This is a genomic window from Alicyclobacillus vulcanalis, from assembly GCF_900156755.1.
GTDB classification, from domain to species: Bacteria; Bacillota; Bacilli; order Alicyclobacillales; family Alicyclobacillaceae; genus Alicyclobacillus; species Alicyclobacillus vulcanalis.
Window position 1 is genome coordinate 243,313 of the sequence record NZ_FTOO01000002.1, and the last position, 25,170, is coordinate 268,482.

24 protein-coding genes are annotated in these 25,170 nt (G+C 63.3%); 1 reads left to right on the plus strand and 23 read right to left on the minus strand.

What is annotated here, in order from left to right:
• Window positions 1–19: 19 nt before the first annotated feature.
• From rpoD to rpsU, 13 genes are all read right to left on the minus strand, one after another.
• Window positions 20–1,126, minus strand: coding sequence for an RNA polymerase sigma factor RpoD (gene rpoD / locus BW934_RS03595; protein WP_076345175.1), 1,107 nt, complete (start codon window positions 1,124–1,126; stop codon window positions 20–22).
• 36 nt (window positions 1,127–1,162) lie between these two features.
• Complete coding sequence (dnaG, locus tag BW934_RS03600) at window positions 1,163–2,965, minus strand: DNA primase (protein WP_076345177.1); 1,803 nt, start codon at window positions 2,963–2,965, stop codon at window positions 1,163–1,165.
• Between the two features lie 264 nt (window positions 2,966–3,229).
• Window positions 3,230–4,054 (minus strand): DNA repair protein RecO, encoded by an 825-nt coding sequence (gene recO / locus BW934_RS03605; RefSeq protein ID WP_076345179.1) that lies wholly within the window; start codon window positions 4,052–4,054, stop codon window positions 3,230–3,232.
• 8 nt (window positions 4,055–4,062) lie between these two features.
• Complete coding sequence (locus BW934_RS03610) at window positions 4,063–4,227, minus strand: YqzL family protein (RefSeq protein WP_076345181.1); 165 nt, start codon at window positions 4,225–4,227, stop codon at window positions 4,063–4,065.
• A 90-nt stretch (window positions 4,228–4,317) separates the two neighbouring features.
• Window positions 4,318–5,214 carry a GTPase Era gene (gene era, locus BW934_RS03615; RefSeq protein ID WP_076345183.1) on the minus strand — a complete coding sequence of 299 codons (897 nt, stop codon included), beginning with the start codon at window positions 5,212–5,214 and terminating at the stop codon, window positions 4,318–4,320.
• Window positions 5,214–5,744, minus strand: coding sequence for a diacylglycerol kinase (locus BW934_RS03620; RefSeq protein WP_076345185.1), 531 nt, complete (start codon window positions 5,742–5,744; stop codon window positions 5,214–5,216). Before BW934_RS03620 ends, era begins: the two co-directional genes overlap by 1 nt.
• Window positions 5,745–5,770: 26 nt before the next feature.
• The gene (gene ybeY, locus BW934_RS03625; RefSeq protein ID WP_076345187.1) at window positions 5,771–6,244 is read right to left on the minus strand and encodes an rRNA maturation RNase YbeY; all 474 of its coding nucleotides are present in this window, start codon (window positions 6,242–6,244) and stop codon (window positions 5,771–5,773) included.
• The gene (locus BW934_RS03630; RefSeq protein WP_076345189.1) at window positions 6,241–8,364 is read right to left on the minus strand and encodes an HD family phosphohydrolase; all 2,124 of its coding nucleotides are present in this window, start codon (window positions 8,362–8,364) and stop codon (window positions 6,241–6,243) included. Before BW934_RS03630 ends, ybeY begins: the two co-directional genes overlap by 4 nt.
• Window positions 8,365–8,397: 33 nt before the next feature.
• Entirely contained in the window at window positions 8,398–9,369 is a 972-nt protein-coding gene (locus BW934_RS03635; RefSeq protein WP_076345191.1) for a PhoH family protein, read from the minus strand.
• A gap of 19 nt (window positions 9,370–9,388) precedes the next feature.
• A complete protein-coding gene (locus BW934_RS03640) occupies window positions 9,389–10,603 on the minus strand; it encodes a sporulation protein YqfD (protein WP_076345193.1) in 1,215 nt (404 codons plus the stop codon).
• Window positions 10,600–10,884, minus strand: coding sequence for a YabP/YqfC family sporulation protein (locus tag BW934_RS03645; protein WP_076345195.1), 285 nt, complete (start codon window positions 10,882–10,884; stop codon window positions 10,600–10,602). Before BW934_RS03645 ends, BW934_RS03640 begins: the two co-directional genes overlap by 4 nt.
• A gap of 132 nt (window positions 10,885–11,016) precedes the next feature.
• Window positions 11,017–11,460: a GatB/YqeY domain-containing protein gene (locus tag BW934_RS03650; protein ID WP_076345197.1), complete on the minus strand. Its 444-nt coding sequence runs from the start codon at window positions 11,458–11,460 to the stop codon at window positions 11,017–11,019.
• Window positions 11,461–11,482: 22 nt separating this feature from the next.
• The gene (gene rpsU / locus BW934_RS03655; RefSeq protein ID WP_076345199.1) at window positions 11,483–11,665 is read right to left on the minus strand and encodes a 30S ribosomal protein S21; all 183 of its coding nucleotides are present in this window, start codon (window positions 11,663–11,665) and stop codon (window positions 11,483–11,485) included.
• A 121-nt stretch (window positions 11,666–11,786) separates the two neighbouring features.
• Here rpsU and BW934_RS03660 point away from each other — a divergent pair, with 121 nt between their 5' ends.
• Window positions 11,787–12,722 carry a Na/Pi cotransporter family protein gene (locus tag BW934_RS03660; protein WP_076345201.1) on the plus strand — a complete coding sequence of 312 codons (936 nt, stop codon included), beginning with the start codon at window positions 11,787–11,789 and terminating at the stop codon, window positions 12,720–12,722.
• Between the two features lie 4 nt (window positions 12,723–12,726).
• On the opposite strand, the gene deoC is transcribed toward BW934_RS03660, so the two are convergent.
• The 10 genes from deoC to lepA form a co-directional block, all read right to left on the minus strand.
• A complete protein-coding gene (gene deoC, locus BW934_RS03665) occupies window positions 12,727–14,001 on the minus strand; it encodes a deoxyribose-phosphate aldolase (RefSeq protein ID WP_234969552.1) in 1,275 nt (424 codons plus the stop codon).
• A gap of 2 nt (window positions 14,002–14,003) precedes the next feature.
• Complete coding sequence (gene mtaB, locus BW934_RS03670) at window positions 14,004–15,413, minus strand: tRNA (N(6)-L-threonylcarbamoyladenosine(37)-C(2))-methylthiotransferase MtaB (RefSeq protein ID WP_076345205.1); 1,410 nt, start codon at window positions 15,411–15,413, stop codon at window positions 14,004–14,006.
• Between the two features lie 4 nt (window positions 15,414–15,417).
• Entirely contained in the window at window positions 15,418–16,170 is a 753-nt protein-coding gene (locus tag BW934_RS03675) for an RsmE family RNA methyltransferase (protein WP_076345207.1), read from the minus strand.
• On the minus strand, window positions 16,170–17,120 hold the full coding sequence (prmA, locus tag BW934_RS03680) for a 50S ribosomal protein L11 methyltransferase (protein WP_076345209.1): 951 nt from the start codon (window positions 17,118–17,120) through the stop codon (window positions 16,170–16,172). The genes BW934_RS03675 and prmA overlap by 1 nt, the downstream gene beginning before the upstream one ends.
• A 47-nt stretch (window positions 17,121–17,167) precedes the next feature.
• The gene (gene dnaJ / locus BW934_RS03685; RefSeq protein WP_076345211.1) at window positions 17,168–18,307 is read right to left on the minus strand and encodes a molecular chaperone DnaJ; all 1,140 of its coding nucleotides are present in this window, start codon (window positions 18,305–18,307) and stop codon (window positions 17,168–17,170) included.
• 114 nt (window positions 18,308–18,421) lie between these two features.
• A complete protein-coding gene (dnaK, locus tag BW934_RS03690; protein ID WP_076345213.1) occupies window positions 18,422–20,266 on the minus strand; it encodes a molecular chaperone DnaK in 1,845 nt (614 codons plus the stop codon).
• A gap of 79 nt (window positions 20,267–20,345) precedes the next feature.
• Window positions 20,346–20,966, minus strand: coding sequence for a nucleotide exchange factor GrpE (gene grpE / locus BW934_RS03695; RefSeq protein WP_076345215.1), 621 nt, complete (start codon window positions 20,964–20,966; stop codon window positions 20,346–20,348).
• Between the two features lie 14 nt (window positions 20,967–20,980).
• The gene (gene hrcA / locus BW934_RS03700; protein ID WP_076345217.1) at window positions 20,981–22,015 is read right to left on the minus strand and encodes a heat-inducible transcriptional repressor HrcA; all 1,035 of its coding nucleotides are present in this window, start codon (window positions 22,013–22,015) and stop codon (window positions 20,981–20,983) included.
• Between the two features lie 80 nt (window positions 22,016–22,095).
• Entirely contained in the window at window positions 22,096–23,268 is a 1,173-nt protein-coding gene (gene hemW, locus BW934_RS03705; RefSeq protein ID WP_234969527.1) for a radical SAM family heme chaperone HemW, read from the minus strand.
• On the minus strand, window positions 23,268–25,082 hold the full coding sequence (gene lepA / locus BW934_RS03710) for a translation elongation factor 4 (RefSeq protein ID WP_076345219.1): 1,815 nt from the start codon (window positions 25,080–25,082) through the stop codon (window positions 23,268–23,270). Before lepA ends, hemW begins: the two co-directional genes overlap by 1 nt.
• Window positions 25,083–25,170: the final 88 nt, after the last annotated feature.

Sequence of the window (25,170 nt, forward strand, 5' to 3'; positions counted from 1 at the left end):
TGCCCTCCGCAGATGGCCATCACTCGAGAAAGTCCTTCAGCCGCTTGCTGCGACTCGGGTGGCGGAGCTTGCGCAGCGCCTTCGCCTCGATTTGGCGGATTCGTTCCCGCGTGACCCCAAACACCTTCCCCACTTCTTCCAGGGTCCTGGTGCGGCCGTCATCCAGCCCGAATCGCAGGCGCAACACATTTTCCTCGCGCTCCGTCAAGGTGTCGAGCACGTCCTCCAGCTGTTCCTTCAAGAGTTCGTAGGCCGCCGCATCCGCAGGAGCCGGCGCCTCGTCGTCCGGAATGAAGTCGCCGAGGTGCGAGTCGTCCTCCTCGCCGATGGGCGTCTCCAAAGACACAGGTTCCTGCGCTATTTTTTGGATTTCACGGACCTTTTCCGGCGTCAAATCCATCTCCGCCGCGATCTCCTCCGGCGTCGGCTCTCTCCCGAGTTCCTGGAGGAGTTGACGCGAAACGCGGATCAGCTTGTTGATGGTTTCCACCATGTGCACGGGAATGCGAATGGTCCGCGCCTGGTCAGCGATGGCCCGCGTGATGGCCTGCCGGATCCACCACGTGGCGTACGTGCTGAACTTGTAGCCCTTGCGATAGTCGAACTTCTCGACCGCCTTCAGCAAGCCGAGATTGCCCTCCTGTATCAGGTCGAGGAACAGCATGCCGCGCCCGACATATCGCTTTGCGATGCTCACGACCAGCCGGAGGTTGGCCTCTGCCAGGCGCTGCTTCGCCTCCTCGTCGCCCTGCTCGATCCGCTTGGCGAGTTCGATCTCCTCCTGCGCCGACAGAAGCGGCACGCGCCCGATCTCCTTCAGATACATGCGAACCGGGTCGGAAATCTTGACGCCAGGCGGGACGGACAGGTCGTCGAGATCGTAGTCGTCGTCCTCTCGGCCGCCATCCTCATCCCGCTCGTTGACGACGTCGATGCCAAGTTCCGCCAACTGTTCAAAGAAGTCGTCCATGGCATCGGCGTCCATGTCAAACGAGCTCAGCCGGTCTGAGATCTCCTCATATGTCAACGAGCCTTGCTTTTTGCCCAGTTCAATCAGCTGCTGTTTCGCTTCCTGAAGGGTGATACCCTGATCCTCATCGCGAATTTCATTGGTCGTCTTCGCCATGTTCCCCGCCTCCTTTACCCCTTGTGGCGCCAGCCGTCATTCGGCGTGGAGCGCGCGGGGCTGCTTCATGGTTGCCATTCGGCTCTGAATCCACTCCACTTGCAGCTTGATCTCTCTACTCTTCTCTTCATCACCCGACGCTTCCGCCTCGTTCCACGCGCGTACCTTCTCCTTCAGCTCTTGCTCCAGCTTGGCGATCTCGAGCGCCCTCAGATGGTCCTCCAACCATTCCGTCGAGATCTCCGGAGGCTCATCAAACAGAAGCGAAGACGCCAGGCGAATGCACTCCTCATCTTCGAGGCGATCGATCAACGCCGAAGGCGGTTGTCCCGGCTGATCGATCCGCCACGAATACACGTGGGACAGAAGCGCCGTGTGGAGCGGATGTCCGAGTTCCGTGACACCCTTCTCCATCAGATACTCTGCTGCTTCTTGGCTAAACAGGGCCGCCTGCAGAATCCGCAGGCTCACCTGATCCTTGCCTTTGGCCGCCCGCGGAGTCATCCACGGTGCGACGTCTTCTCTCGGAGGAGAACGACGCCTTATTGGTTTCGCGAAACCGCGCATCTCCTCCTTCAATGTTTCGACAGAGAGGTTAAATTCCTGTGACAAATTTCGCAGTTGATATTCCTGCTCCACCGGGCTCGCGCGCTCCGCGAGCAGCTTCAACGCCTTGCGCAAAAACTCCGTTCGGCCCGCCGGGCTCACCCATTCCGCACGCTGGCGCAGGTCCTCCATCAAAAACTGGACGACCGTCCACGTCGACTCGTTCAGCATGCGTTCAAACGCCCTGGCGCCATGGGCGCGAATGAATTCGTCCGGATCCATCCCGTCCCCAAGCCGCAGCACCACAGGCGTGATCCCCACGTGCTCCAACACCTCGATGGCGCGCACCGTCGCCTTTCGCCCCGCCTCGTCGCCGTCGTACGCGATCACGACTCTGTCGCAGTCCGCCTTCAGCAGGCGCGCCTGTTCCTCGGTCAGGCTGGTGCCGAGCGTCGCGACCGCCCATTCGATCCCCGCCTGGGCGACGGCGAGAACGTCCATGTAGCCCTCGAGCAGAAGGGCCTTGCGCTCCTGGCGAATGGCCCGGCGCGCGCGGTGCAGGTTGAAGAGCATTCGCCCCTTGTGAAACAGCTCGTATTCGGGCGAATTCAGGTACTTCGGCTTCACGCTGTCGTGGAGCGCGCGCGCGCCAAACGCGACAATCTGCCCACGGCCATCGGCGATGGGGACGATCACCCGCCCTCGGAAGCGGTCGACCCATTCACCGCCGAGATCGACCGCGAGGCCGCATGCGAGCAGTTCCTCGGGTGAAAATCCGCGCTGCTGGAGAAACGACATCACGGCGCGTCCAGAGGGAGGCGCGTAGCCCAGCTGGTAATTTGCCATGGTCGTGCGGGAAATTCCGCGCGAAAGAAGATATTGAAGGGCTTGCACTCCAGCATCTGTATTCATTAGAATGTGGTTGAACGCTTTTGCAGCGAGCTCGTGCGCTTGCCGATACCGGTCCAGTTTGGGCGAACGCGGCGCGGCCGCGCGAAACGAATCCGGCAGAGGAATGCCGCAGCGCTCGGCGAGTAGGGACACGGTCTCGGTGAACGAGATGCCCTCGATGTCCATGAGAAAGCGGAACACGGTGCCGCCGGCCCCGCATCCGAAGCAGTGATACACCTGGCGTTCGGGTGAGACAGAGAAGGAGGGCGTGCGTTCGTTGTGAAAGGGGCACAGCCCGACGTAGGAACGCCCAGATCTGCGCAGGGGCACGTATTCGCTGATGACTTCGACGATGTCGACCTTCTGGCGCAGCGTTTCAATGAACGTCTCGGGAACGTTCATCCACTGCACCTCCTATCCGGCGCGAGCCATCAGAACGCGACTCCGAGCGGCTCACCGGTACCTACTCACGTATTCTACAAAGTAGGACACTTTCCTCCCATCCACAAAAAATTGTCTCTTTCTCGACATGAATCGACATCCGGGCTCTCTCGAAGCTTGCGGCGTGCGCGGAAGCGAGCTTTGAGACATGCCTAGTATCGACGCTCCAAGTCAAATTTATCCTCTTCTCCATCCCCGAATCAGTTTATGGCTGGCGCATACCGCTTATGTGTCGAGATCGCCCTGGTCGTTTGCAGGCGGGTCGGCGAGCGACGCCACAATCTCCTCCAAGACCTGGCGCGCTCGTCCTCCCACGCCTGCGAATTCGCGCAGTTGATGTGCGAGAATGCGGGACATGGCGTCCCGCGTGCTGCCAGAAAGGTCGACGCGTTGAAGTTTCGCGATGTCCGCGCGCGCAAGCAGGTGAAGGATCGCGGAAGCCTTGCGAGGCACTGGCCAGCCTGCCGCGCGGCGCGTTGTATCATCGGCAAGTCCGCTGCGCAGTGCGCACGGCGAGCAGACAAGCCCGCCTTCCTGGGGATCATACCACGGCGCGCCCTCCGTTTCACCGAGCGGCGCGCCGCAGCGCATGCAGGCGCGCCATTCTGGCGCGACGCCAAGCCATGCGCAAACCTTCAGCTCAAACGCGCGGGCAAGCACGTCCGCAGGGACCCTGTCCGCCTCCAGCCCGTCCAACACGGCGACAAACTGCCGATAGGCCGCGGGCGGGGCGTCGGGCCGCTCCGGCAAGGCCCGGCTGGCGAGATCGCACAAATAGGCGGCATAGGCGGCCTTGACCACGTCCTCGTGCAGCGCCCGGCGTTGTCGCGCGATCTCGGCCTGCCTCACATCGCCCATCCCTCGGCCTTGGTACAACACATATGTCCCTTGCGCACACAAGCGAGAGGCGGCCGACAACCTGCCGGTCGGCCTCGCTCCCCCGCGCGCGAGGGCGGTCACGAGCCCGGTCTCCGTCAAGAGCGTCAGGATGGCGTCGCGCTCCCCGTAACGCACGACGCGCACCACGACGGCATCCGTCGTCCATATCACCGCGGCAATCAGCCCTTCAAGGACGTCTGGAAATGCGAATCCTGATGGAGCTCATCTTCCTCCGCCGGTGGTTCATCGCCCGCGAGTTGTTCCGCCTGTTGGCAAGCCCGATACAGGAGGTACGCGTATACGTCTCCGGTGAGCTCGAATACCTTCCACGTGACATCACGCATCGGCATCGTCTCCCTTCCGCTCCGCGGACTGCATTTCCATGTCTGTAGTCTGCCGTGCCCCGCCCTGTATATACCCGGAAGGCGCTGGGGTCACCGGTCGCGATCGAAACCGAACTGGTGCAACAGGGCCGGCTTGTTGCGCCAGTCGCGCTTCACCTTGACCCAGAGCTCCAAGTAGATGCGGTTGCCGAACAGCGCCTCCAGCTCGTGGCGCGCCATTTCGCCCACGCGCTTCAGCATTTGGCCCTGCTTTCCGATGAGAATGGCCTTTTGACTCTCGCGCTCCGTGTAAATGACGGCGCTCACGTAGAGCGTATCGGACGACCTGCGCTCCATGTGCTCCACGGCGACCATCACCGAGTGCGGAACTTCGTCCCGCGTCAACAGCAGCACTTTCTCCCGCACAATCTCGCTGATGATGTGCGACTCCGGCTGATCCGTGATCATGTCGTCCGGGTAGTACTTCGGGCCCTCCGGCAGGCGCGCTTCGATGAGCTCGGCCAAGCGCTCGACTTGCTCGCCTTTCAGGGCCGAGACCGGCACGAATTCGTCGAAATCCCGAAGCGCCTGATACGCTTCGATGCGCTGCAGGGCAACCGCGCGGTCCGGCAACGCATCGACCTTATTGAGCGCGAGAATGACCGGCGTCCGCACGCGCTCCAGTTCCTTGACGATCTCGACTTCCGTCGGATGCACGGCTGAGGTCGCGTCCACGACAAGGACGACGACGTCCACCTCGTTGAGCGTCCGGAGCGCGATCTCGACCATGTACTCGCCCAGGCGATGCTTCGGCTTGTGGATGCCGGGCGTGTCGATGAACACCATTTGCGACGTCTCGGAGGTGCGCACGCCGCGGATGCGATTTCGCGTGGTCTGCGGCCGGTTCGACATGATGGCGACCTTTTGGCCCACCAGCGCGTTCAGCAACGTGGATTTGCCGACGTTCGGGCGCCCGACGAGCGCCACAAATCCAGAACGGTACGTCATCAGCTTTGTCCCTCCTTTCTGGGGCGTTTGATTTCCGCGACGCCTCGATAAGGCCAGAGTCGCACCGCCCACACGGCGGCGACGCACAGGGTGACGAGCGCGACCGAGTCCAGGTTGCGGCGACTGAAGAGCCAGAGGTGCCAGGGCCAGTTCGACGCAAGAAGCCACGCTGCGACGGCGAGCGCGCCGAACGCCACGAAACTCACGGCACCGCTCGCGACGTCCTTGGCCATGCCAGCGACAGGGTGGTCTTTCCATCCCGATGCGACGTCCACAGCGAGTTCCACAGCCGTATTGAACAACTCGGCGGCGAACACGCACATCGACACAAAGAGCGTGATCGCCGTCTGGGCCAGGCTCGGCCGCAAACACCACTCCACGGCGGCGAGAAGCGTGAACAGCCACACATCTCGTTTGAGGTTTTTCTCCGCGTGGAAAGCATACACCACGCCGCGCAGGCTGTAACCCAGCGCCCGCAAAAAGGGCTGGGCATTCGGCTGATGCGGCCTGCGCTCCTCCGCATCCATCATCCGTTCACCGCCTCGCCGCCCGCTGACTAGTTTCTCGGGAGCCCGATTTCGTTCAGAATGTCCTCCTGAAGCGCGAACATCTCGCGCTCGCGGGAGGGCTCGTCGTGATCGTAGCCATTCAGATGCAAAAAGCCGTGCACGAGCAGGAAGGCCAACTCTCGCGCCAGCGAGTGGCCGTATGCCTCCGCTTGCTCGCGTGCGCGGTCAATGCTCACCACAATGTCGCCCAGGATGGGGTCGATCTCGTCGGGATCGACCAGGTCTTCCCCCTCGTTCATCGCGAACGAGAGGACGTCGGTGGGCCTGTCCACCTGGCGGTACGTGCGATTGAGCTCGTGGATGGTCTCGTCATCCACGAACAAGACGGACACCTCGCCGCTCGCGTCGATTCGCTCCGCCGCTGCCTCCAGCACGCGCTGCACAAAGGCATGGGGCTCCGCGTACGGCGCCGCGAGCGGCCACTCCACCTCACAGCCCACATCGAGCGTCAAACGGTTCACTTCGCCACTTCCTTTTTCAGCTTGTCGATGTCCGGATATTCGATGCGCGCATGATAAATGCCCTTCAGCGTCTTCATAAAGGCGCCGACCATGGCGTCGAGGTCCTGGAGGGTCAGATCGCACTCATCCAGCTGACCGTCCTGAAGGCGGTCTCGAATGATCTTGCGAATGACGCCTTCGACCCGGTTGGGCGTCGGGCGCGACATGCTGCGGACCGCCGCTTCCACAGCGTCGCAGATCATGATGATGGCACATTCCCGCGTTTTGGGCTTGGGCCCGGGATACCGGAAGTCGTCCACACGCACGGTCCCGTTTTTATCCTGCTCCTTGGCCTTGTGGTAGAAATACCACAGGATCGTCGTCCCATGATGGGTCGCGCAGATATCCTGAATGGGTTTGGGAATCCCCGCCTTGCGCAGCATTTCCAAGCCATCCGACACGTGCGACGTGATGATCAGATGACTCAAGCTTGGCGCGACTTTGTCGTGCGGGTTTTCCTTCGTCATCTGGTTTTCCACAAAGAACATGGGCCGCTTTGTCTTGCCGACATCATGGTAGTACGCCCCCACGCGGCACAACAGCGGGTCGGCGCCGACGAGCTCGGCCGCCGCCTCGGCCAAATTCCCCACAATCAGACTGTGGTGGTACGTGCCCGGCGCCTCGAGCAGGACCTTCCTCAGCAGCGGGTGATTCGGATTCGACAGTTCCAACAGGCGAATGGGCGTCAGCAGGCCAAACGCCGATTCGAAAAACGGGAGAATGCCCATGGTCAAAATGGCCGCAAACACGCCGTTCAGCGCCGCCAGGCCCACGTGCAGGGACAGAGAATGAAAATCGCCTTCGCGGCTCACCGCGAGGAGATAGAGCGCGATCACCGTCCCGATGTTGACGGCCGATACTATGAACCCAGCCCGCATGAACGTGGCGCGGCTCGTCACCCGGCTCACGCTGTACGCGCCCACCAGCGAACCGACGAATCCGTAGAAGACGAAGTCGTAGTTCATACCAAACGCGGCGCCGAGCAAAAACGAAAAGAAGAACGCCGACACCACCGCGAGCGACGAGTCCATCATCACCGTGATCAGCATGGCTCCGAGGGAAATCGGGAGAAGATACGGCGTGGACGCCGGTCCGCCGGCCGCCACTATCCACTTCGTCACGGCAATGAGAATGGCCATGAGCACAAAGACGAGTCCCAGAATGCCGAGCATCAGGTTGTCCAAGCGCCGCCTCGGAGCCCGCCTTTCCACGTACGCTGCGAGCATCGCGATGGACAAGGCGATGAAGACCGCAAACCCCACGCCAACCCGAAGGCTCGGGTACGCGGAATAGAGGCCGACGTCCTTCAGCTTGCTGATGACCTCGCTCGTGACCACCTGGTTTTTCGCGACGATCACGTCGCCCTGGTGAATGAGCACCGGCTGCACGCTCTCTGCCGCTTGTTCGCGCGCCTCCTGCGTCGCCTGGGCCTGATACACCATGTTCGGCCGGAGCACGCTCACCGCGGTGTTTTGCACGATCATCGCTTCATCGCGATCGAGCCCCAGGTTGAGGTTGACAATCTGCCTGTCCACGAGCAGCATCGACTGCTGCATCGAATCGGCGTAAAACGGCTGACTTAAAATGGCCTGCACGACCTTGGCGCTATCCCTTTCCAGCGCGGCGAGCCGGGCAGGCGATTCAGCCAGCATGAGCGCGAGCGTCGAGCTCGAGAGACCCTGCGGTGCGACGCGCCGCAGGGCGACGAGCTTCTCAGGCGCGGCGAGGCTCCTGTTCTCGACCGCAGCGCTCGCCGCATGAAACAGCGTCGCGAGCTGATTGAGGGCGTCCGTCAGCACCTGTGGCGACTGTGCGTACTGTTTCGGAACCTTCGCCTCCGCGGCCTTTCGCTTCGCCGCCGTGGCCGCCGTATCCACGGCCGTCACGGGCGCCACGACCGTCGTCGGGCTGACTTCCCCCACGGTGAAATGGTAGCGCGGAGGCATCATGCTGGACGCGAGAATGGCGAACAACAGCACGCCGAGGCCGGCGTAGATGATGGCGCGCACGCGTCGGCTTTGGCGAAAGGCGTCGTCATCCAGCCAGCGGCGAATGGCGCTTCCCCATCCTGTCCATCTCATAGCAGGAATGCTCCTTGCGCTCGAGGCAGGGCCTCAGCCCTGCCTCGCCTGATCTTCTGCATATGCATCGATAATCTTCTGCACCAGATGATGCCGCACAACGTCCGACGGGCTGAACGTGTGGAATTCGATGCCCGGGATGCCCTGCAGCACGCGCTTGGCGTGCACCAGCCCCGACATCCTTCCCACCGGCAGGTCGATCTGCGTCACGTCGCCCGTGATGACCATCTTCGAGCGAAAGCCCAGGCGCGTCAAAAACATCTTCATCTGCTCAATCGTGGTGTTCTGCGCCTCGTCCAGGATGACGTAACTGTCCTCCAGGGTCCGCCCGCGCATGTACGCGAGCGGCGCAATTTCGATGTTGCCGCGCTCCAACGCGCGAATGACCTGCTCTTGGCCATAGATGTCGTGCAACGCGTCATACAGCGGCCGGAGATACGGATCCACTTTCTCCTGAAGGTCTCCCGGCAAGAAGCCGAGCTTTTCACCCGCCTCCACCGCCGGCCGGGTCAGCACGATGCGCTTCACTTCTCCCCGCTTCAGCGCCATGACCGCCATGGCCACGGCGAGATACGTCTTGCCCGTGCCCGCAGGCCCAACTCCGAACACGATATCGTTGCGGCGAATCGCATCGACGTACCGGCGCTGCCCAAGCGTCTTCACGCGAATGGCCTTGCCCTTGTACGTCGTCCCAATTTCCGTGGTGTACACGTCGATCACGTCGTCGAGATCGCCCGCGTGAGCCATTTCGATCATGTATCGGTAATCTGGCTCGCCAAGCTGCATGCCTCGGCGAACCAAGGTGGTGACCACGCTCAGCAGATGCTGCAGCCGCGAAACCTCGTCTTCCTCTCCCACAAACTGAATCTCGGTCCCGCGCACAATCACCTTGGCGGAAAACGACTGACTGAGCAGGTGCAAAAGCAAATCGTTTGGCCCAAGTGCCTGCACCGCTTCCTCGTTCGTCGGAAACACCCACTTCTTCGTCGCCGTCTGCTCAGCCAACGATGCACCATCCCCGTCCTTACGATTGCGCCGCGCCCTCGGAGGTTGGCGCGCCTGCCGTATCCGGGATGGCAGCCGGAGCGCCGATGTCCTGTTGGACGCGCGTAAGTATGGTCGCGTATAGAGTACCACGGTCAAGACGCTCCTGTAAAACCGACTGCCCCAAAATCGCCATCTCGCCCCCGGCGAGCGACCGCACATCAGCTGCGGCCATGACCAAGGCCTCGTTTCTCGCCTGTGCCACGTCCACTTGCCACACCACCGGCTTCACCTCGTACAGAGTCGCGTGGACCCATTGCACGGGCAGCCGCCACTGGCCGATGCGCCAGTCTGTCTCGTCGTCGCGCTCGTACACGGCGGGCGGGGCCTCCTGAAACCCCCACACGCGCAGGCGCATGCCGCCCACGGCGAGGTAGTCGCGCGAGAGCGCCGCGCCGGTCAACCCCTCCGTCGCCACGCGAAGCGGGATCGAGACTTGCGAGGTGTACCACACTTCTGCAAACACGTGGCCGCTCGCCGGCACGCTCGGCCCCTTGTCGGTCAACAGGCCGGAGATGAGCACCTGTCCAGGCTGCACCCATTGGTTTGGCTTGACCAACACGCGGCCGCGCGACGCCTGGACATCCAGAATGACGCCCGGGCGCGTCGCCACGATGTTGCACGGCGCTTGCGCCGCCTTCGGCACGCCCGGCACCTTCGGGATGCCCCGCACCGTCGCGACCGACCCCGTCACCTGCACGCCGACCCACACGTAGTTCGGCGCCCGGGCCACCATGCGCTCGGCGAGCTCGGCGGGCTCAGCGAGCCGCGACTTCCACTGCCCCACCTTCAGGCCCGCCTCCGCCGCCGCCTGCCGCAGCTCCGCCTCCTGATCTTCGCCGTTTGCCCCGACGATCTCGACCCGCCACACGATGGACGACAGCACATAAAGGATGGCGACGAACGCCACGGCCCCGACGGCAAACGCTTTTCGCCTCCACAGCCGCTGACCGAGAAACGGCAGCCCATGGCGCTCGATGACGCGAAAGCGAATCCCATACGCGCGCCGGGCGCGCATGAGATGGCGCAGCGTTCGGATGCTCACGCGTAGCACGACACCACCTTGGCTGAAGCGCACATCCCGGACCGCGATGCCTTGCTGCTGCAGGCGACCGACGAGCTGGCCCGCGCCCGGCCCAAACGCGACGAGCGTCACAGATCCCTGCCAAAACCATTCAAACTGCGAATCGCTCATACCCCGCCACCCCCGAAGCTGAGGTGGCGAACGCGGCCCACCGCGTGAATTTCCCGATCCGTCACGAGTTTGATGACAAACGCGTCCCCCTCGATGTGAACGACGCGATCGCCAAGGTCACACACGATGCGCTGCGAGGAGATTTCAAGCAGCGCCTTCGCGCCCTCGATGATGAGGTGATCCCCCACGAGCGTGACGCGAGCCACGGATTCGACGGCGTCCGGCGGGAGCCGCAGCATCTCGCCCGCGCGCCGTTTGATTGATGACGTCCATCCCGGCATGGCCCATTCCTCCCCCTGGATGACTATGCGAGACAGGCCCGCCATAACACCTCAGGGGGAAGCCAAATGAAAGCAACGAGGAGCCGCTCTCCCGGAACGGCTCCCCGAATATGATCTGAGGTTCCTCTTCGTTCACGCGAGCAGGCGCTCGACGATCTGCTGTACCCGGCGCCCATCGGCGCGCCCGCGCACCGACGGCATCAGCTCGCGCATGACCTTCCCCATGTCCGCCTTGGTGGAGGCGCCCACCCGCGCCATCACATCCTTGGCCAACTGTTCGATCTCGTCATCGCCTAGCTGCGCCGGCAGGTACGCTTCGAGTACAGCAATCTCTTGCTCTGCCTGCTCTATCAAATCTGCCCGCTGTGCTTCCTGAAACGCCTGGAGGGAATCTCGGCGCTGCTTGATCTCCTTCTGAATGACGGCCGTCATGTCTTCATCCGTCAGCGCGCGGCCCAGCTCGATTTCTCGGTTCTTGGCCGCCGACTTCACCATCCGGATGACCGAGAGCCGGACCTTGTCCTTGTCTCGCATCGCCTGCTTCAGGTCCTCATTCAGCTGATCAAGGATGGCCATGACCGTTTCCTCCCAATTCGCTTCAGTAGCTGTGGCGGCGCTTGCGTTGAGCTGCCTGGGCCTTCTTCTTGCGCGCAACGCTAGGCTTCTCGTAGTGCTCGCGCTTGCGCACCTCCGCCAAAACGCCGTCGCGGGCCATCTGCTTCTTGAAGCGGCGCAGCGCGCTGTCAATGGACTCATTCTTGCGCAGACGGACTTCCGACATGAGATCCCCTCCCCCCGGACACATCAGTTATGGCCATTATAGTGCAGCAGGAAATGCTCGTCAAACCCGCATGTTCTCGCTTTGGCGCGCATAGGTTGTCCCAGGAACGGGAGGGAGGCGCATGCTCACGCACATCCTCGCGACCTGTCTTTCCCTGGTCGCCTTCCTCAGCGGACTTCGCCTCATGCGATCCGGCTTTGAACGCATGGCGGAAGGGCGCCTGGCGCGAGTCATACGCGTCGCCGCATCCACGCCGACGCGCGGCATCCTCACCGGCGCCGTGAGCACGGCCCTGCTCCAATCGTCCGGAGCCGTGACCGCCATCACGGTCGGCCTCGTCGCGGCGGGAAGTCTCGACTTCGCGAGCGGCTTAGGCCTTGTGCTCGGGGCCAACGTCGGCACCACCATCACGCCGCAGCTGCTCCACCTGAATCTCTGGGGCATCGTCCTGCCCGCGCTCGCCCTCGGCCTGGCGCTGTCGTTGTCGCCCCGAAGGGCGCACCGGCCGCTCGGCGAAGGCCTCGTCGGCTTCGCAAGCCTGTTTATCGCCCTGCAGGCCCTGAGCGCCGCGCTCCGCCCCGTCGCGGCCGCGCCGTTCTTTCACCGCGCGCTCGCCACCGCCGGACAACATGCGCTCCTTGCGGCGCTCGCAGGCGCGGCGCTCAGCGCGCTCGTGCAGTCGTCGACGGCCACCACGCTCATCGCCATGGCGCTCGCCAGCCAGCACAGCATCCCGCTCGAAGGCGCCGTCGCCATCGCGCTCGGCGCCAACGTCGGCACGTGCCTCACCTCGGTCATCGCAGCCATCGGCACACCGCGCCCCGCGCAGCGCATCGCGCTCGCGCACGTGCTCCTCAACGCGGTCGGGGTCGCCGTATGCCTTCCCCTGCTTCACCCGTTCACAAGCGCCATAGCCCTCGCCTCGGCAACACCCGGTCAAGCCGTCGCAAACGCCAACACCGCGTTCAACGCCCTGTCCACCTTGGCCGTCTGGCCACTGACCCGACCGTTCGCGCGGCTGCTCGTCTGGATGCTTCCCGACGCGCGCGCCGCGTGATCGTTCACGCGTCCTCCAGCAACTTCAGCGCCGAAGATGTGCCGAGGCGATCCGCCCCAAACCGGAGCAGATGCATCGCCGCACGCGGCGTCCGAATGCCGCCGCTCGCTTTGACCCGCGCGACGCCCGCCACCGCGAGGGCCATGAGCGCCACGTCCGCAGGCCTCGCCCCCGCTTTGTGGAAGCCCGTCGAAGTCTTCACAAAGCCGGCGCCGCACGCCACCGACACGAGCGCGCCCTTCACCACGCCGTCGGCCGCAAGCGCACTCGTCTCGAGGATGACCTTCACCGGGACAGGCCGCAAAGCGGCCGACGCCGCCTCCACCACGGCGCGCACCGCGTGCGCATACGTCCACACATCCCCCTCTGCGAGCGCCCCGATGGGTCCCACCATGTCGATCTCGTCCGCCCCCATCGCGACCGCTTCGAGCGCCTCCTGTCGCATGGCATGGGCCGTCTGCGTCCCGTGTGGAAATCCTATCACCGTGCAGACGCGGACCCCACTTCCCGCGAGAACGCGCTTCGCGGTGGGCACGTGGCGCGGCGAGACGCACACCATGGGCAGGTCGCCGCGCATCGCCTCGAGGCACAGGTTCTCCACATCGACCTCGCTCGCTTCAGGCCGCAAAAGCGTGGATTCCACGGCCGACCTCACCGCGTCCGCGCCCACGTCGCGCGGCAGGGAGAGCCTTCGCGGTTGCGGCAGTTGAAGCTGCGGAAACACGTTCGCCAACTCTTGTCGGCAAGCCTCCACCAACTTGAAGGCCCGCGCTTCCGCCGCCCGCCACGCCGCAAGGAGCTCGTCCCAAGGCGCATCCGATTCCAGCGCGCGCCAGGCCTCATCGAGGCGAGCTTCGCGCCAATCGAGCAAGGCCTCCGCCTTATCGAGCGCAAACTGCCAGTTCGCGTATCCGCGTTCTTCGTGGAGCCGGATCGCCTCCTCCCAGCGGAGAAAATAGGCGCCGTTCACCTCTTCCGCCTGGTGCACCGGCTCCGATCCGTCCTCGGCCACCATCAAGTAAAGCCGCACCTGCTTGCGGACGGGCTCTCCGTCGCGCTCAATGCGATACTCCACGCGCCCGACGTCCCCCACGATGCGCGCGACGACACCCGTCTCCTCGTGCACCTCCCGCAGGGCCGCCTGCTCCCACGATTCGCCTGGCTCCAGATGCCCCTTCGGAAACGACACCTTCCCGTACGCGTCGTCAATCAGCAGCACCTCGCGCACGCCGCCCTTCTGGCGCACGACGACGCCGCCCGCCGCTCGCTCGATTCGCATCGTCACGACGTCATTCGCCCCCATTCGGCCTCCGGTTCGGGAAATGTGACCTGCTCCACGAATGTCGCGCGGTGCACGCCCGGTCCCACGTCGGTCATGCGCACGCGAATGACTTCGCCCACCATCGACTCGAGCGGCATACCCGCAGGCGCCTCGAACGCCATGCGCAGGTAATGGCCGTCGTAGCCCACGAGCATCCGCTGCGCCTCCGGCAGATGGCCAAACGCCTTGCGCGCGTCGTCATCCGCGGACGTGAGCGGGGATTCCGCGATGACTTCGAGCTCCCGGCCCACAAATCCCCCCGCATACGCGCGGCGCAGCTCTTCGCCGAGCGCGATCATCCTCGCGACGCGCTCTCTCTTGATGTCTTCCGGCACCTGATCCTGAAACTTGTAGGCTGCCGTTCCTCGGCGCGGAGAGTACGGAAAGACGTGCAGCTGGCTGTAGCCTTGTGCGCGCACAAACGCGAGCGTCTCCTCGAACATCTCGTCGGTCTCGCCAGGAAAGCCGACGATCACGTCCGTCGTGACGGCGAGATCCGGCAGCCGGCGGCGAAGCTCGCGCAGCTTGTCCGCGTACTCCGCTGTCGTGTAATGCCGGTGCATGCGCTTCAGCACGGGATCCGAGCCCGCCTGAAGCGGGATGTGGAGGTGAGGCACCACCTTCTTCGACGCCTGCAACACGTCCATCAGGCGCTCGTCGATCTCGCTCGCCTCAATCGAGCTAATGCGGATGCGGAACGGCAGATCGATGCGCTCGAGGTCCAGCAACAGGTCGGCGAGCCGATAGTTCTCGAAGTCCTCACCGTACCCGCCCGTGTGAATGCCGGTCAACACAATCTCGCGATATCCCGCGCGGGCGAGCTTCGTCGCCTGCAGAATGACGTTTTCCGGCTTTCGGCTGCGAATGAGGCCCCGTGCCCGCGGAATGATGCAAAAGGTGCAGAAGTTGTTGCAGCCATCCTGGATCTTCAGATTGGCGCGCGATCGCTCCTCAAAGCTCGGTACGTCGAGCTCGTCAAATTCAGCGGCCTTCATGATGTTCCCCACGGCGAGATACGGCTTCCGCTCCGCAAACATCCGTTCGACGTGATCGACAATTTTCGACTTCTGGTCATTGCCGACCACCAGATCGACGCCTTCCATGCGGGCGATCTCGTCCGGCGCGATCTGCGCGTAGCAGCCGGTGACGACCACCACGGCGTCGGGGTTCGTCCGCACGGCCCGGCGGATCACCTGCCGGCTTTTGCGATCACCCGTGTGCGTCACCGTGCACGTGTTCACCACGTACACGTCCGCCTTGCTCTCAAACGGCACCTGCGTGTAGCCGCGGCGCTTGAACGTCTGCCAGATGCCCTCCGTGTCGTAAAAGTTGACCTTGCACCCGAGGGTGTGAAATGCCACCGTTGGCACCGTCTCAACCTCCCATGTCCCCGGTTTCGGCGAGCGCGATGGCAAGGGCGACCAGCCCCGCCGTTTCCGTGCGCAGAATGCGCGGGCCGAGCGTGACCGTCCGGCAGCGCGCATCCCCTCGCGCGAGCGCGCGCTCCGCCGGGCTCAACCCGCCCTCAGGCCCCACCACAATGGCCGCGCCGCCATCCAACGCCCCATCCCGGATGGCCGACAAAAACCCCGTTGCCTTCTCCTCTTCGTCGAGCACCAGCGCCAGGCGGATGCCGCGTGCCTCGAGCGCCGCAAGCGCCGCGTCAAGCGCCGGTGCCCATGCGACAAACGGCACGACATCCCGCTGCGATTGCATCGCCGCCTCGCGCGCGATCTTGCGCCAGCGCGCGAGCTTTTGCGCCACCTTCGCTTCACCGGAAAGCCGCACGACGGATCGCTCGCCTTCAAAGACGACGATCCCGGCGGCACCGACCTCTGTGCTCTTCTGCACGATGACGTCCATCTTCTCGCCCTTTGCCAGGCCCTGGACGAGGACGAAGGATCGCTTCGGTTCGTGCGAAGGCGCGCGCTCGCGCAAGCGCACGCAAATTTCTCCCGGGCGAACCTCCGCGACCTCCGCGAAAAACGGGCCGCCCGGCCCGCACACGACGAGCGCTTCGCCCAAAGAGGCGCGTAGCACGCGAGAAAAGTGGTGTCCGTCCTCGCCGCCCACCCAGATCGCATCGCCCGCCGAGGCCATCTCATCCACAAACAGGCGCGGAAGCATCAGCTTTTCACCGCCAAAACGCTGACCCAGTCGTCCTTCTGCGCGCGGCGCACGATCGAAAAGCCGTGATCGCCAAGCGCCCGCTCGACCTGTTCGCGCTGCGACTCGATGTAACCCGAAGTCAACAGCCAGCCGCCGGGCAAAAGCCGATGGCGCACGTCCGGAATGAGCGCGAGGACGACGTCGCGCAGGATGTTGGCGACCGCCACATGGAACGCCTCCTCGGGCTGCAGGCCGCTGAGCAGATCGCCTTCGCGCACCTCGACGCGCTGTGCGAGCCCGTTCATTCGCACATTCTCCTTGGCAGCCGACACGGCGACGGGATCGATATCCACAGCCACCACGCGCTCCGCACCGGCCACGGCGGCCGTCATGGCAAGCACGCCGGTGCCCGTTCCCACGTCCAGCACGTGCATGCCCGGGCGAACGATGTCGACCAGGATTTCCGCGCACATCTGCGTGGTCTGATGATGCCCGGTGCCAAACGCCATACCTGGCTCAATGGAGATGATGTGGCGGCCGCCAAACGGCGCAAGCTCGGCCGGCTCTGCCCACACGGGCGCAATCACCAGCGAATCGCCGACCGGAATGGGCGGATACTGCTCGCGCCACGCGTTCTTCCACTCGGACTCGTCCACCAGCTCGGCAGACACGTCCGACGATCTCGGCCCCGGATCAAGCCCTGCCTCGCGAACGCGGCGCACCGCGCTTTCCATGCGCGCCTCGACCTCCTGCCGCGCGTACGTCTCCGGGAAATACACCGAGACCTCCACGTCAGGGGTGGGCGTCAGCTGTTCATCGAACCACTCACCGAACCTCGGCGGCCGGACCTCGGAAGGCGCGATGCCCTCCATCTGCACGCCCTGAACGTCCGGAAAGCTCTCCAATACGGCGGACAACGCGTCCGCCGCCTCGTGCGCCACGCGCACGCGCACGTGCCACCAACGCAATGCCAAGCCTCCTCAACGGCCCCTGCGATGTCTCGAAGGAACCATGCTCATCCAAGAAACGCGTCCTTCACGCGCTCCATGAACGTTCGCTGCTGTTCATGGGTCTCCTCGCCCAGCTCCTTGGCCAACTGGCGGAACAGCTCCTTCTGCCGCTCCGACAGATTGGTCGGAGTCACCACGTGGACGCGAATATGCTGATCTCCTCGCACGAGGGGAGACCCGAGCTTCGGAATCCCCTTGCCTCGCAAACGGAACGTCGTGCCGGTCTGCGTGCCCTCCGGAATCCGCAACTTGACCTTGCCTTCCAGCGTCGGCACCTCGATCTCGTCGCCGAGCGCCGCCTGCACAAAGGAAATCGGCACGTCGACGTAGATGTTGGTGCCTTCCCGCTCGAACACCTCATGCGGCTTCACGTGAATCACGACAAACAAATCGCCCGGCGGTCCACCGTTGGGGCTTTGCTCTCCGTAGCCCGCCATGCGCAGGCGCGTACCGGTATCCACGCCGGGCGGCACCTTCACATCGACGCTGCGCCGCACGCGCCGCCGCCCCTGTCCACGGCAATCCGGACACGGTTCGGCCACAATCTGGCCGCGCCCATGGCACACCGGACAAGGCCGCCGATTGATCATCCGGCCAAACGGCGTGTTGGTGACGGTCTGCTGCTCGCCCGTGCCATTACACGCCTGACAAACCCTCGGCTTCGTTCCCGGTCTCGCGCCCGATCCCCCGCAGGTGGAACACGTCTCCGTGCGCGGAACCTGAATCTCCCGATGGGTGCCAAAGGCCGCCTCTTCAAACGAAACTTCCATTTCGTATTCGAGGTCGTGGCCGCGGACGGGACCTCGCCTCGTACCGCCACCGAAGAACATGTCAAAGATGTCGCCAAAGCCGCCCAGGTCGAAATCGGCAAATCCGGCGCCCGGGCCCCCAGCCTGGCCCTGAAACCCGCCAAAATTCTGCGCGGGATCTTCGTGGCCATACTGGTCATAGCGCGCTCGCTTCTCCGGATCCGACAGGACGGCGTACGCCTCCGCGATCTCGGCAAACTTCTGCTGAGCATTCGGGTCGTTCTTGTTGACATCCGGGTGATACTGGCGCGCGAGCTTCCGATACGCTTTCTTGATTTCTTCCTGCGTGGCGGACCGGCTGACACCGAGAACTTCGTAGTAATCTCGCTTGCTCACCGGTATCCCTCCAAACGACCACCGTCACTCCACATCATCTTACAACGAGGGCAGGGCGACGTCACGCACATCACCCTGCCGAAATGCAAACCTATCGTATCCTATGCGTCTCCGTCACTTCTTGTCCGGGTCCACCTCGCGGAAGTCCGCGTCCACCACGTTGTCGGACGCCTGGCCCGTCGTGCCCGTGGCACCCGCCTGCGCCTGGTTCGCGGAAGCCGACTGGGCCGCCTGTTCGTAGAGCTTCGTCGACAACTTGTGCAACGTCTCCTGCAACGCCTGCGACTTCGCCTTGATGGCTTCCATATCCGATCCGGCCATCGCATCGCGCAGGTCCTTCTGCTTGGACTCCGCTTCGCTCTTCAAAGCCGAATCGACCTTGTCGCCGAGATCGCGCAGGAGCTTGTCGGTCTGGTAGAGCAGCTGATCGGCCTGGTTGCGCACCTCGGCCTCTTCGCGCCGCTTCTTGTCTTCCTCGGCGTACATCTGCGCTTCCTTCATCATCCGCTCGACCTCTTCCTTCGAGAGGCCGCTCGACGCGGTGATGGTGATGCGCTGTGATTTCCCCGTCGCCAAGTCTTTGGCCGACACATGCACGATGCCGTTGGCGTCGATGTCAAACGTGACCTCGATTTGCGGCACGCCGCGCGGCGCCGGCGGGATGTCGTTCAGCGTGAAGCGGCCAAGCGTCTTGTTGCCCGCGGCCATCTCGCGCTCGCCCTGGAGCACGTGGATCTCGACGGAGGTCTGGTTGTCGGCCGCCGTGGTGAAGATCTGGCTCTTCGACGTCGGAATGGTCGTGTTCCGCGGAATAATGCGCGTGAACACACCGCCCATCGTCTCAATGCCGAGCGAAAGCGGCGTGACGTCGAGCAGCACGATGTCCTTCACTTCGCCCGTCAGCACGCCCGCCTGAATCGCGGCGCCGACGGCCACCACTTCGTCCGGGTTCACGCCCTTCGACGGCTCCTTGCCGATCAGGCGCTTCACGGCCTCCTGCACGGCCGGAATGCGCGTGGAACCGCCCACGAGGATGACCTTGTCAATGTCGGCTGGCGTCAGGCCCGCGTCCTGCAGCGCTTGGCGGGTCGGCCCCATCGTCGCCTCGACGAGATCGGCCGTCAATTCTTCGAACTTGGCGCGCGTGAGATTCACCTCGAGGTGCTTCGGACCCGTGGCGTCCGCCGAAATGAACGGCAGCGAGATGGTGGTGGTGAGCGTCGAAGACAGCTCCTTCTTGGCCTTCTCCGCCGCATCTTTCAGGCGCTGCATCGCCATCCGATCGTTCGACAGGTCGATGCCCGTGTCTTTCTTAAAGGTGTCGATGAGGTACTGAATGATGCGGTTGTCGAAGTCGTCGCCGCCCAGGTGGTTGTTCCCGCTCGTCGCCTTGACCTCGAACACGCCATCACCGAGTTCCAAAATGGACACGTCGAACGTGCCGCCGCCCAGGTCGAACACGAGAATGGTCTGGTCTTCCTCCTTGTCCAACCCGTACGCGAGCGCCGCCGCCGTCGGCTCGTTGATGATGCGCAGCACCTCGAGCCCGGCGATCCGGCCGGCGTCGCGCGTGGCCTGGCGCTGGCTGTCGCTGAAGTACGCGGGCACCGTGATGACGGCCTGCGTCACAGGCTCGCCGAGAAACGCCTCCGCATCGGCCTTCAGCTTCTGCAGGATCATGGCGGAGATTTCGGGTGGCGTGTACGACTTGCCGTCGATGGTCACCTTATAATCCGTGCCCATGTGGCGTTTGATAGAGATGATGGTGCGGTCGGGATTCGTGATGGCCTGGCGTTTGGCGACGTCGCCAACGAGGCGTTCTCCGTCCTTCGTGAACGCCACGACCGAGGGCGTGGTCCGGTTGCCTTCGGCGTTCGGAATGACGACGGGCTCCCCGCCCTCCAGCACCGCCACGCACGAGTTGGTTGTACCGAGGTCAATCCCAATCACTTTTGCCACTTCGCGTCCCTCCCCAAATGATGGACGTGGTTTCGGATGGATGCTCTACTGGATGGCTGCGCTTTTTGCACTCGCCAGCTCAGACGCTGACCTTGACCATGGCCGGGCGCAGGACCTTGCCGTGCAACAAATACCCCTTCTGCAGGACTTCGATGACGAAGCCGGCATCCTGTCCCTCCACCTGTTCCTGCATGACGGCCTCGTGCTTCGACGGATCAAAGGGTGCACCGACCGCGTCCATCTCGGTCACCCCGTATTGGTGCAAAACCTGAAGGAGCTGGCGGTGCACCATGTCAATCCCCTGTTTCATTTGTGGCTCATCCACGCCCTCGAGCGCCTGCATCGCGCGGTCGAAGTTGTCGAGAACGGGCAACAAGTCGGAAAGCAGCTTTTTGGTCGCGAATTGGACCAATTCCTCGCGCTCCTGGCGAGTGCGGCGGCGGAAATTGTCGAAATCGGCCCGCGTGCGCAGCAGCTGCTGCGTCAATTCCTCGATCTGCGCATCCCGCGGGTCCGGCTCGGCCTGCGCCTCGACCGCCTCCTCGTCTGGCGAGTCAGCGTCAAACGAGATGTCTTCCTCCGCCATCTCGGCCGGATCGACCTCTCCAGGGCCGGCCGACCCGTCGTTGCCAGCCTCCTCCGGCTTCGCTTCCCCTTGTTCGTTGGGATCCTTCACGACATCGTCCGCCACGAACAACATCCTTTCCCTAGGGCTCACCCGCTCGACGCGAACCGAGTCAGAAAATCCGTCAGCGCCTGCGAGGTGAACGAGAGAATTTGCATCACGCGATTGTAGTCCATGCGCGTGGGGCCCAACACTCCAATATGGCCGACCGGGACGCCACCCAAACGGTAGGTGGTGGCGATCACAGTGCAGTCCTTGAGCTCCACCACGGCGTTTTCTGCGCCGATGCGCACCTCAATCCCATTTTCCGCCTTCGGGAACCAATTGGAGATGAACTCGTTTTGTTCCAAAAGGCTGAGAATCGGCTTCGCCTTGCCCACATCGTGAAACTCGGGCTGCGCGAGCACGTTGGAAGCGCCTCCGATGTAGACGGCCTCCTCGCGCTCCGGCACCTGGCACACCTCATTGAGCACGGCGATGGCATCCTCAAACCGCTCGACGGTGCGCCGCAACTCGCCCGCGAGTTCGGCGTACAGCGTGCGCTTCAGATCCGAGATGGGCACGCCTACCACCTTGTCGTTCAGCACGCGGACCAGTTTCTCCACGTCGGCCGCCTCCATCTCCGAGGCAAAGCGCACATGGACCGTCTCGACGTGGCCAGAGTTGGTCACGAGGATGGCAATGGCCCGCCCACCGCCCAGCGGAATCAGCTCAATCTTGCGCAATTTCTCCGTATCGGTCTTCGGGCCGAGCACGATGACCGTCTGTTTGGTGAGCATGGAGAGCACATTCGCCACCTCACGGGTGACCTGCTCCACCTCGTCAATGCGCTTGGAAAACACCGATTTCAAAAACTCGCCCGTCTCGCGGTCCATCTGTCCCAAGCGCAACAGGTTGTCGACGTAGAACCGGTAGCCCTTTTGCGATGGAACGCGACCGGCCGAGGCGTGTGGCTGCGTCAAATAGCCCATTTCCTCCAGATCCGCCATCTCGTTGCGAATGGTGGCCGGACTAAATTGAATCTCGTCGTGTTTGGCGAGCGCCCGCGACCCGATGGGTTCCGCCATCCGGACGTAGTCCTCGATGATCGCGGACAAAATCAGCTGCTGTCGGGGCGTCAACATGGTCTCGCCTCCTTGTTAGCACTCCAGACGTTCGAGTGCTAAGCCACTCTCCTTGACAATATCAATCTGGTCTCTCCTTGTCAATGGATGTCGGCCGCCCCAATCCACTGCTCATAAATCGCGTTTGCCACGGGCCAGTAGGCGTCGGGGATTCGATAGGCCGAGCCGCGCCGCTCCAACAAGCCATCGGCCAAAAGGCGCTCGACCACTCCTGCAAACACGTCCTCAAGAGGCCGCCCGAACCGGCGCATGAACCGATCTCCGTCCACGCCTTCCGCCAGGCGCAGCCCGAGAATCACCTGGTCCTCCATCCGCTCATCGAGTGGCACTGAGCGGCGCGAAGCGATCGGCCGGCGGCCCAGAGCGATCGCCTTCATATAGGGAGTCAAGCGGCGCTCCATTTCATATCGCTCGCCGCCCACGTATCCATGGGCGCCCACGCCGCTCGCCAAGTAGGGTTCATTCCGCCAGTAGACGAGGTTGTGGCGCGCTTCACCGCCGGGCCGAGCAAAATTCGAGATTTCGTAGTGGACGAAGCCCGCCCCGCACAAGCGTTCACGCACCAGCTCGTACATCTCGGCCTCCGCATCTTCCCCAGGGAGGTGCAGGTGCCCCATCTCATTCCATTTGGCGAAAGGGGTACCCGGCTCGATTTTGAGCCAATAGGCCGAGACGTGATCGACCGGGAGGTCAAGGACCGCCTGCACGCTCTCCTCCACGTCGCGCTGCGTCTGATCCGGCAAGCCAAACATCAGGTCGACGTTGATGTGGGAAAAGCCGATCTCATGTGCGGCCCAAACGGCTTCTTCGATCGCGTCCCGCAGATGCGCCCGCCCAATGGCCTGCAGCAGGTGGTCCTGAAAGGCCTGCGCGCCGAAGGAAATCCGGTTGACGCCGTGATGGCGAAGCACCTGGAGCTTTTCCCGGGTGATGGAGTCCGGGTTGGACTCGAACGTAATCTCGGCGTCAGGCTGAAAGTCAAACCGCCGCCGGAGGGCGCCGAGCAGTCGATCCAGCAGAGATGCGGAGAGGAGAGTCGGGGTTCCGCCGCCGAAATACGCCGTCGCAAGCGGAACCCCAGGAGATTCCATCATATCCCACTCCGCGGTCAGGGCGTCCACGTACGCCTCCATCGCCGCGGGAGACTTGACGAACGTCGTGAAGTCACAGTAGAAGCAGCGGCTCTTGCAAAACGGGATGTGCACGTAGAGTGCTTGCGGTGCGCGGCGCTCCTCTCGGTCTTCCACAAGCATCACTCCATCTTCAGGACGGCCATGAACGCCTCCTGAGGCACCTCGATGCGCCCCACCTGCTTCATCCGCTTCTTTCCTTCCTTCTGCTTCTCAAGCAGCTTTCGCTTGCGCGTGATGTCGCCGCCGTAACACTTGGCGAGCACGTTTTTGCGCATGGCGCGAATCGTCTCCCGCGCGATCACGCGGCTTCCGATGGCCGCTTGAACGGGAACCTCGAACAACTGGCGCGGAATCATCTCCTTGAGCTTCTCGCACACGACGCGACCGCGCTCGTACGCTTTATCCCGGTGGACGATGAACGACAGCGCGTCCACCACTTCGCCGTTCAAGAGAATGTCGAGCTTCACCAGATTCGACGGCCGATACCCAATGAATTCGTAGTCGAGCGACGCATATCCTTTCGTCGACGACTTCAGCCGATCGAAGAAATCGTACACGATTTCGGCAAGCGGCAGGTCGTAGACGAGCCTCGTTCGCATGTCGTCGAGATACTGCATGTCCTGAAACTGGCCTCGCTTTTCCTGGCACAGCTCCATGATGTTGCCGACGAACTCCTTGGGCGCGAAGATGGTGGCACGCACAAACGGCTCCTCAATCCGCTCAATCCGGTCCGGGCTCGGCATCTTGCTCGGGTTGTCGATCTCTTCCATCGTCCCGTCCGTCCGATACACCCGATACACGACGCTCGGCGCCGTCGTGATGAGCGTCAGGCCGTATTCGCGCTCCAAACGCTCCTGCACGATCTCCATGTGCAGCATCCCGAGAAATCCGCAGCGAAAGCCAAAGCCAAGCGCGCTCGACGTCTCTGGCTCGTAGGTGAGCGCCGTGTCGTTCAGCTCGAGCTTTTCCAAGGCCTCGCGGAGATCTTCGTAATCCGCGGAATCCACGGGATACAGGCCGCAAAACACCATGGGATTGATCTTCCGATAACCCGGAAGCGGCTCGGCGGCTGGGCGCAGCGCGTCCGTCACGGTGTCGCCCACGCGCGTGTCCCGCACGTTTTTGATGCTGGCGGCAAAGTACCCGACTTCCCCCGCCTCCAGCCGGTCCACGGGCGACATCTTGGGGCGAAACACGCCGACCTCGTCCACCTCAAACTCTTTGTCCGTCGCCATCATCTTGATGCGCATGCCCTTTTCAATGGCCCCGTCGAACACGCGAATGTAGACGATCACGCCGCGGTACGAGTCGTAGTGGGAGTCGAAAATCAGCGCTTTGAGTGGCGCGTCGGGATCGCCCGAGGGCGCGGGAACCCCCTGCACCACGCGCTCAAGCACTTCCTCAATGCCGATGCCCGCCTTGGCCGAGGCCAAGACCGCGTCCGACGCGTCGAGGCCGATGACCTCTTCGATCTGCTGCTTGACTCGATCCGGATCCGCACTCGGCAAGTCAATCTTGTTGATCACAGGGATGATCTCGAGGTTATTGTCGATGGCCAAATACACGTTGGCGAGTGTCTGGGCCTCGACGCCTTGTGAAGCATCGACCACGAGCAGCGCGCCTTCGCACGCTGCGAGCGATCGCGACACTTCGTAAGTGAAGTCCACGTGGCCCGGCGTATCAATCAGATTGAGGACGTACTCCTGCCCATCCTTCGCGCGGTAGTTGAGCCGCACGGCCTGGAGCTTGATGGTGATTCCCCGCTCGCGCTCGAGATCCAATTGATCCAACAGCTGATCCTGCATTTCACGCGGGCTGACTGCCCCCGTGTACTCCAGGATGCGATCCGCCAGTGTGGACTTGCCGTGATCAATGTGTGCAATGATGGAGAAATTTCGGATATGCTCCTGACGTTCGCCCTTTGCCACGTTCATCCCCCTCGGTCGGCCGCGCGCCCGCGGGGTGCAGGCGGCCATGCACAAAAGAAACCGCGCCCGGTGCGCGGCCTGCCGATGTCATATG

Coding starts and splice junctions, on each gene's coding strand:
- rpoD (WP_076345175.1), bottom strand. CDS start 1,126: ATGGCGAAGACGACCAATGAAATTCGCGATGAGGATCAGGGTATCACC.
- dnaG (WP_076345177.1), bottom strand. CDS start 2,965: ATGAACGTTCCCGAGACGTTCATTGAAACGCTGCGCCAGAAGGTCGAC.
- BW934_RS03610 (WP_076345181.1), bottom strand. CDS start 4,227: ATGCGTGATGTCACGTGGAAGGTATTCGAGCTCACCGGAGACGTATAC.
- era (WP_076345183.1), bottom strand. CDS start 5,214: ATGACGTACCGTTCTGGATTTGTGGCGCTCGTCGGGCGCCCGAACGTC.
- BW934_RS03620 (WP_076345185.1), bottom strand. CDS start 5,744: ATGATGGATGCGGAGGAGCGCAGGCCGCATCAGCCGAATGCCCAGCCC.
- BW934_RS03630 (WP_076345189.1), bottom strand. CDS start 8,364: ATGAGATGGACAGGATGGGGAAGCGCCATTCGCCGCTGGCTGGATGAC.
- BW934_RS03640 (WP_076345193.1), bottom strand. CDS start 10,603: ATGAGCGATTCGCAGTTTGAATGGTTTTGGCAGGGATCTGTGACGCTC.
- BW934_RS03645 (WP_076345195.1), bottom strand. CDS start 10,884: ATGCCGGGATGGACGTCATCAATCAAACGGCGCGCGGGCGAGATGCTG.
- BW934_RS03650 (WP_076345197.1), bottom strand. CDS start 11,460: ATGGCCATCCTTGATCAGCTGAATGAGGACCTGAAGCAGGCGATGCGA.
- rpsU (WP_076345199.1), bottom strand. CDS start 11,665: ATGTCGGAAGTCCGTCTGCGCAAGAATGAGTCCATTGACAGCGCGCTG.
- BW934_RS03660 (WP_076345201.1), top strand. CDS start 11,787: ATGCTCACGCACATCCTCGCGACCTGTCTTTCCCTGGTCGCCTTCCTC.
- deoC (WP_234969552.1), bottom strand. CDS start 14,001: ATGCGAATCGAGCGAGCGGCGGGCGGCGTCGTCGTGCGCCAGAAGGGC.
- BW934_RS03675 (WP_076345207.1), bottom strand. CDS start 16,170: ATGCTTCCGCGCCTGTTTGTGGATGAGATGGCCTCGGCGGGCGATGCG.
- grpE (WP_076345215.1), bottom strand. CDS start 20,966: ATGTTGTTCGTGGCGGACGATGTCGTGAAGGATCCCAACGAACAAGGG.
- hrcA (WP_076345217.1), bottom strand. CDS start 22,015: ATGTTGACGCCCCGACAGCAGCTGATTTTGTCCGCGATCATCGAGGAC.
- hemW (WP_234969527.1), bottom strand. CDS start 23,268: ATGCTTGTGGAAGACCGAGAGGAGCGCCGCGCACCGCAAGCACTCTAC.
- lepA (WP_076345219.1), bottom strand. CDS start 25,082: ATGAACGTGGCAAAGGGCGAACGTCAGGAGCATATCCGAAATTTCTCC.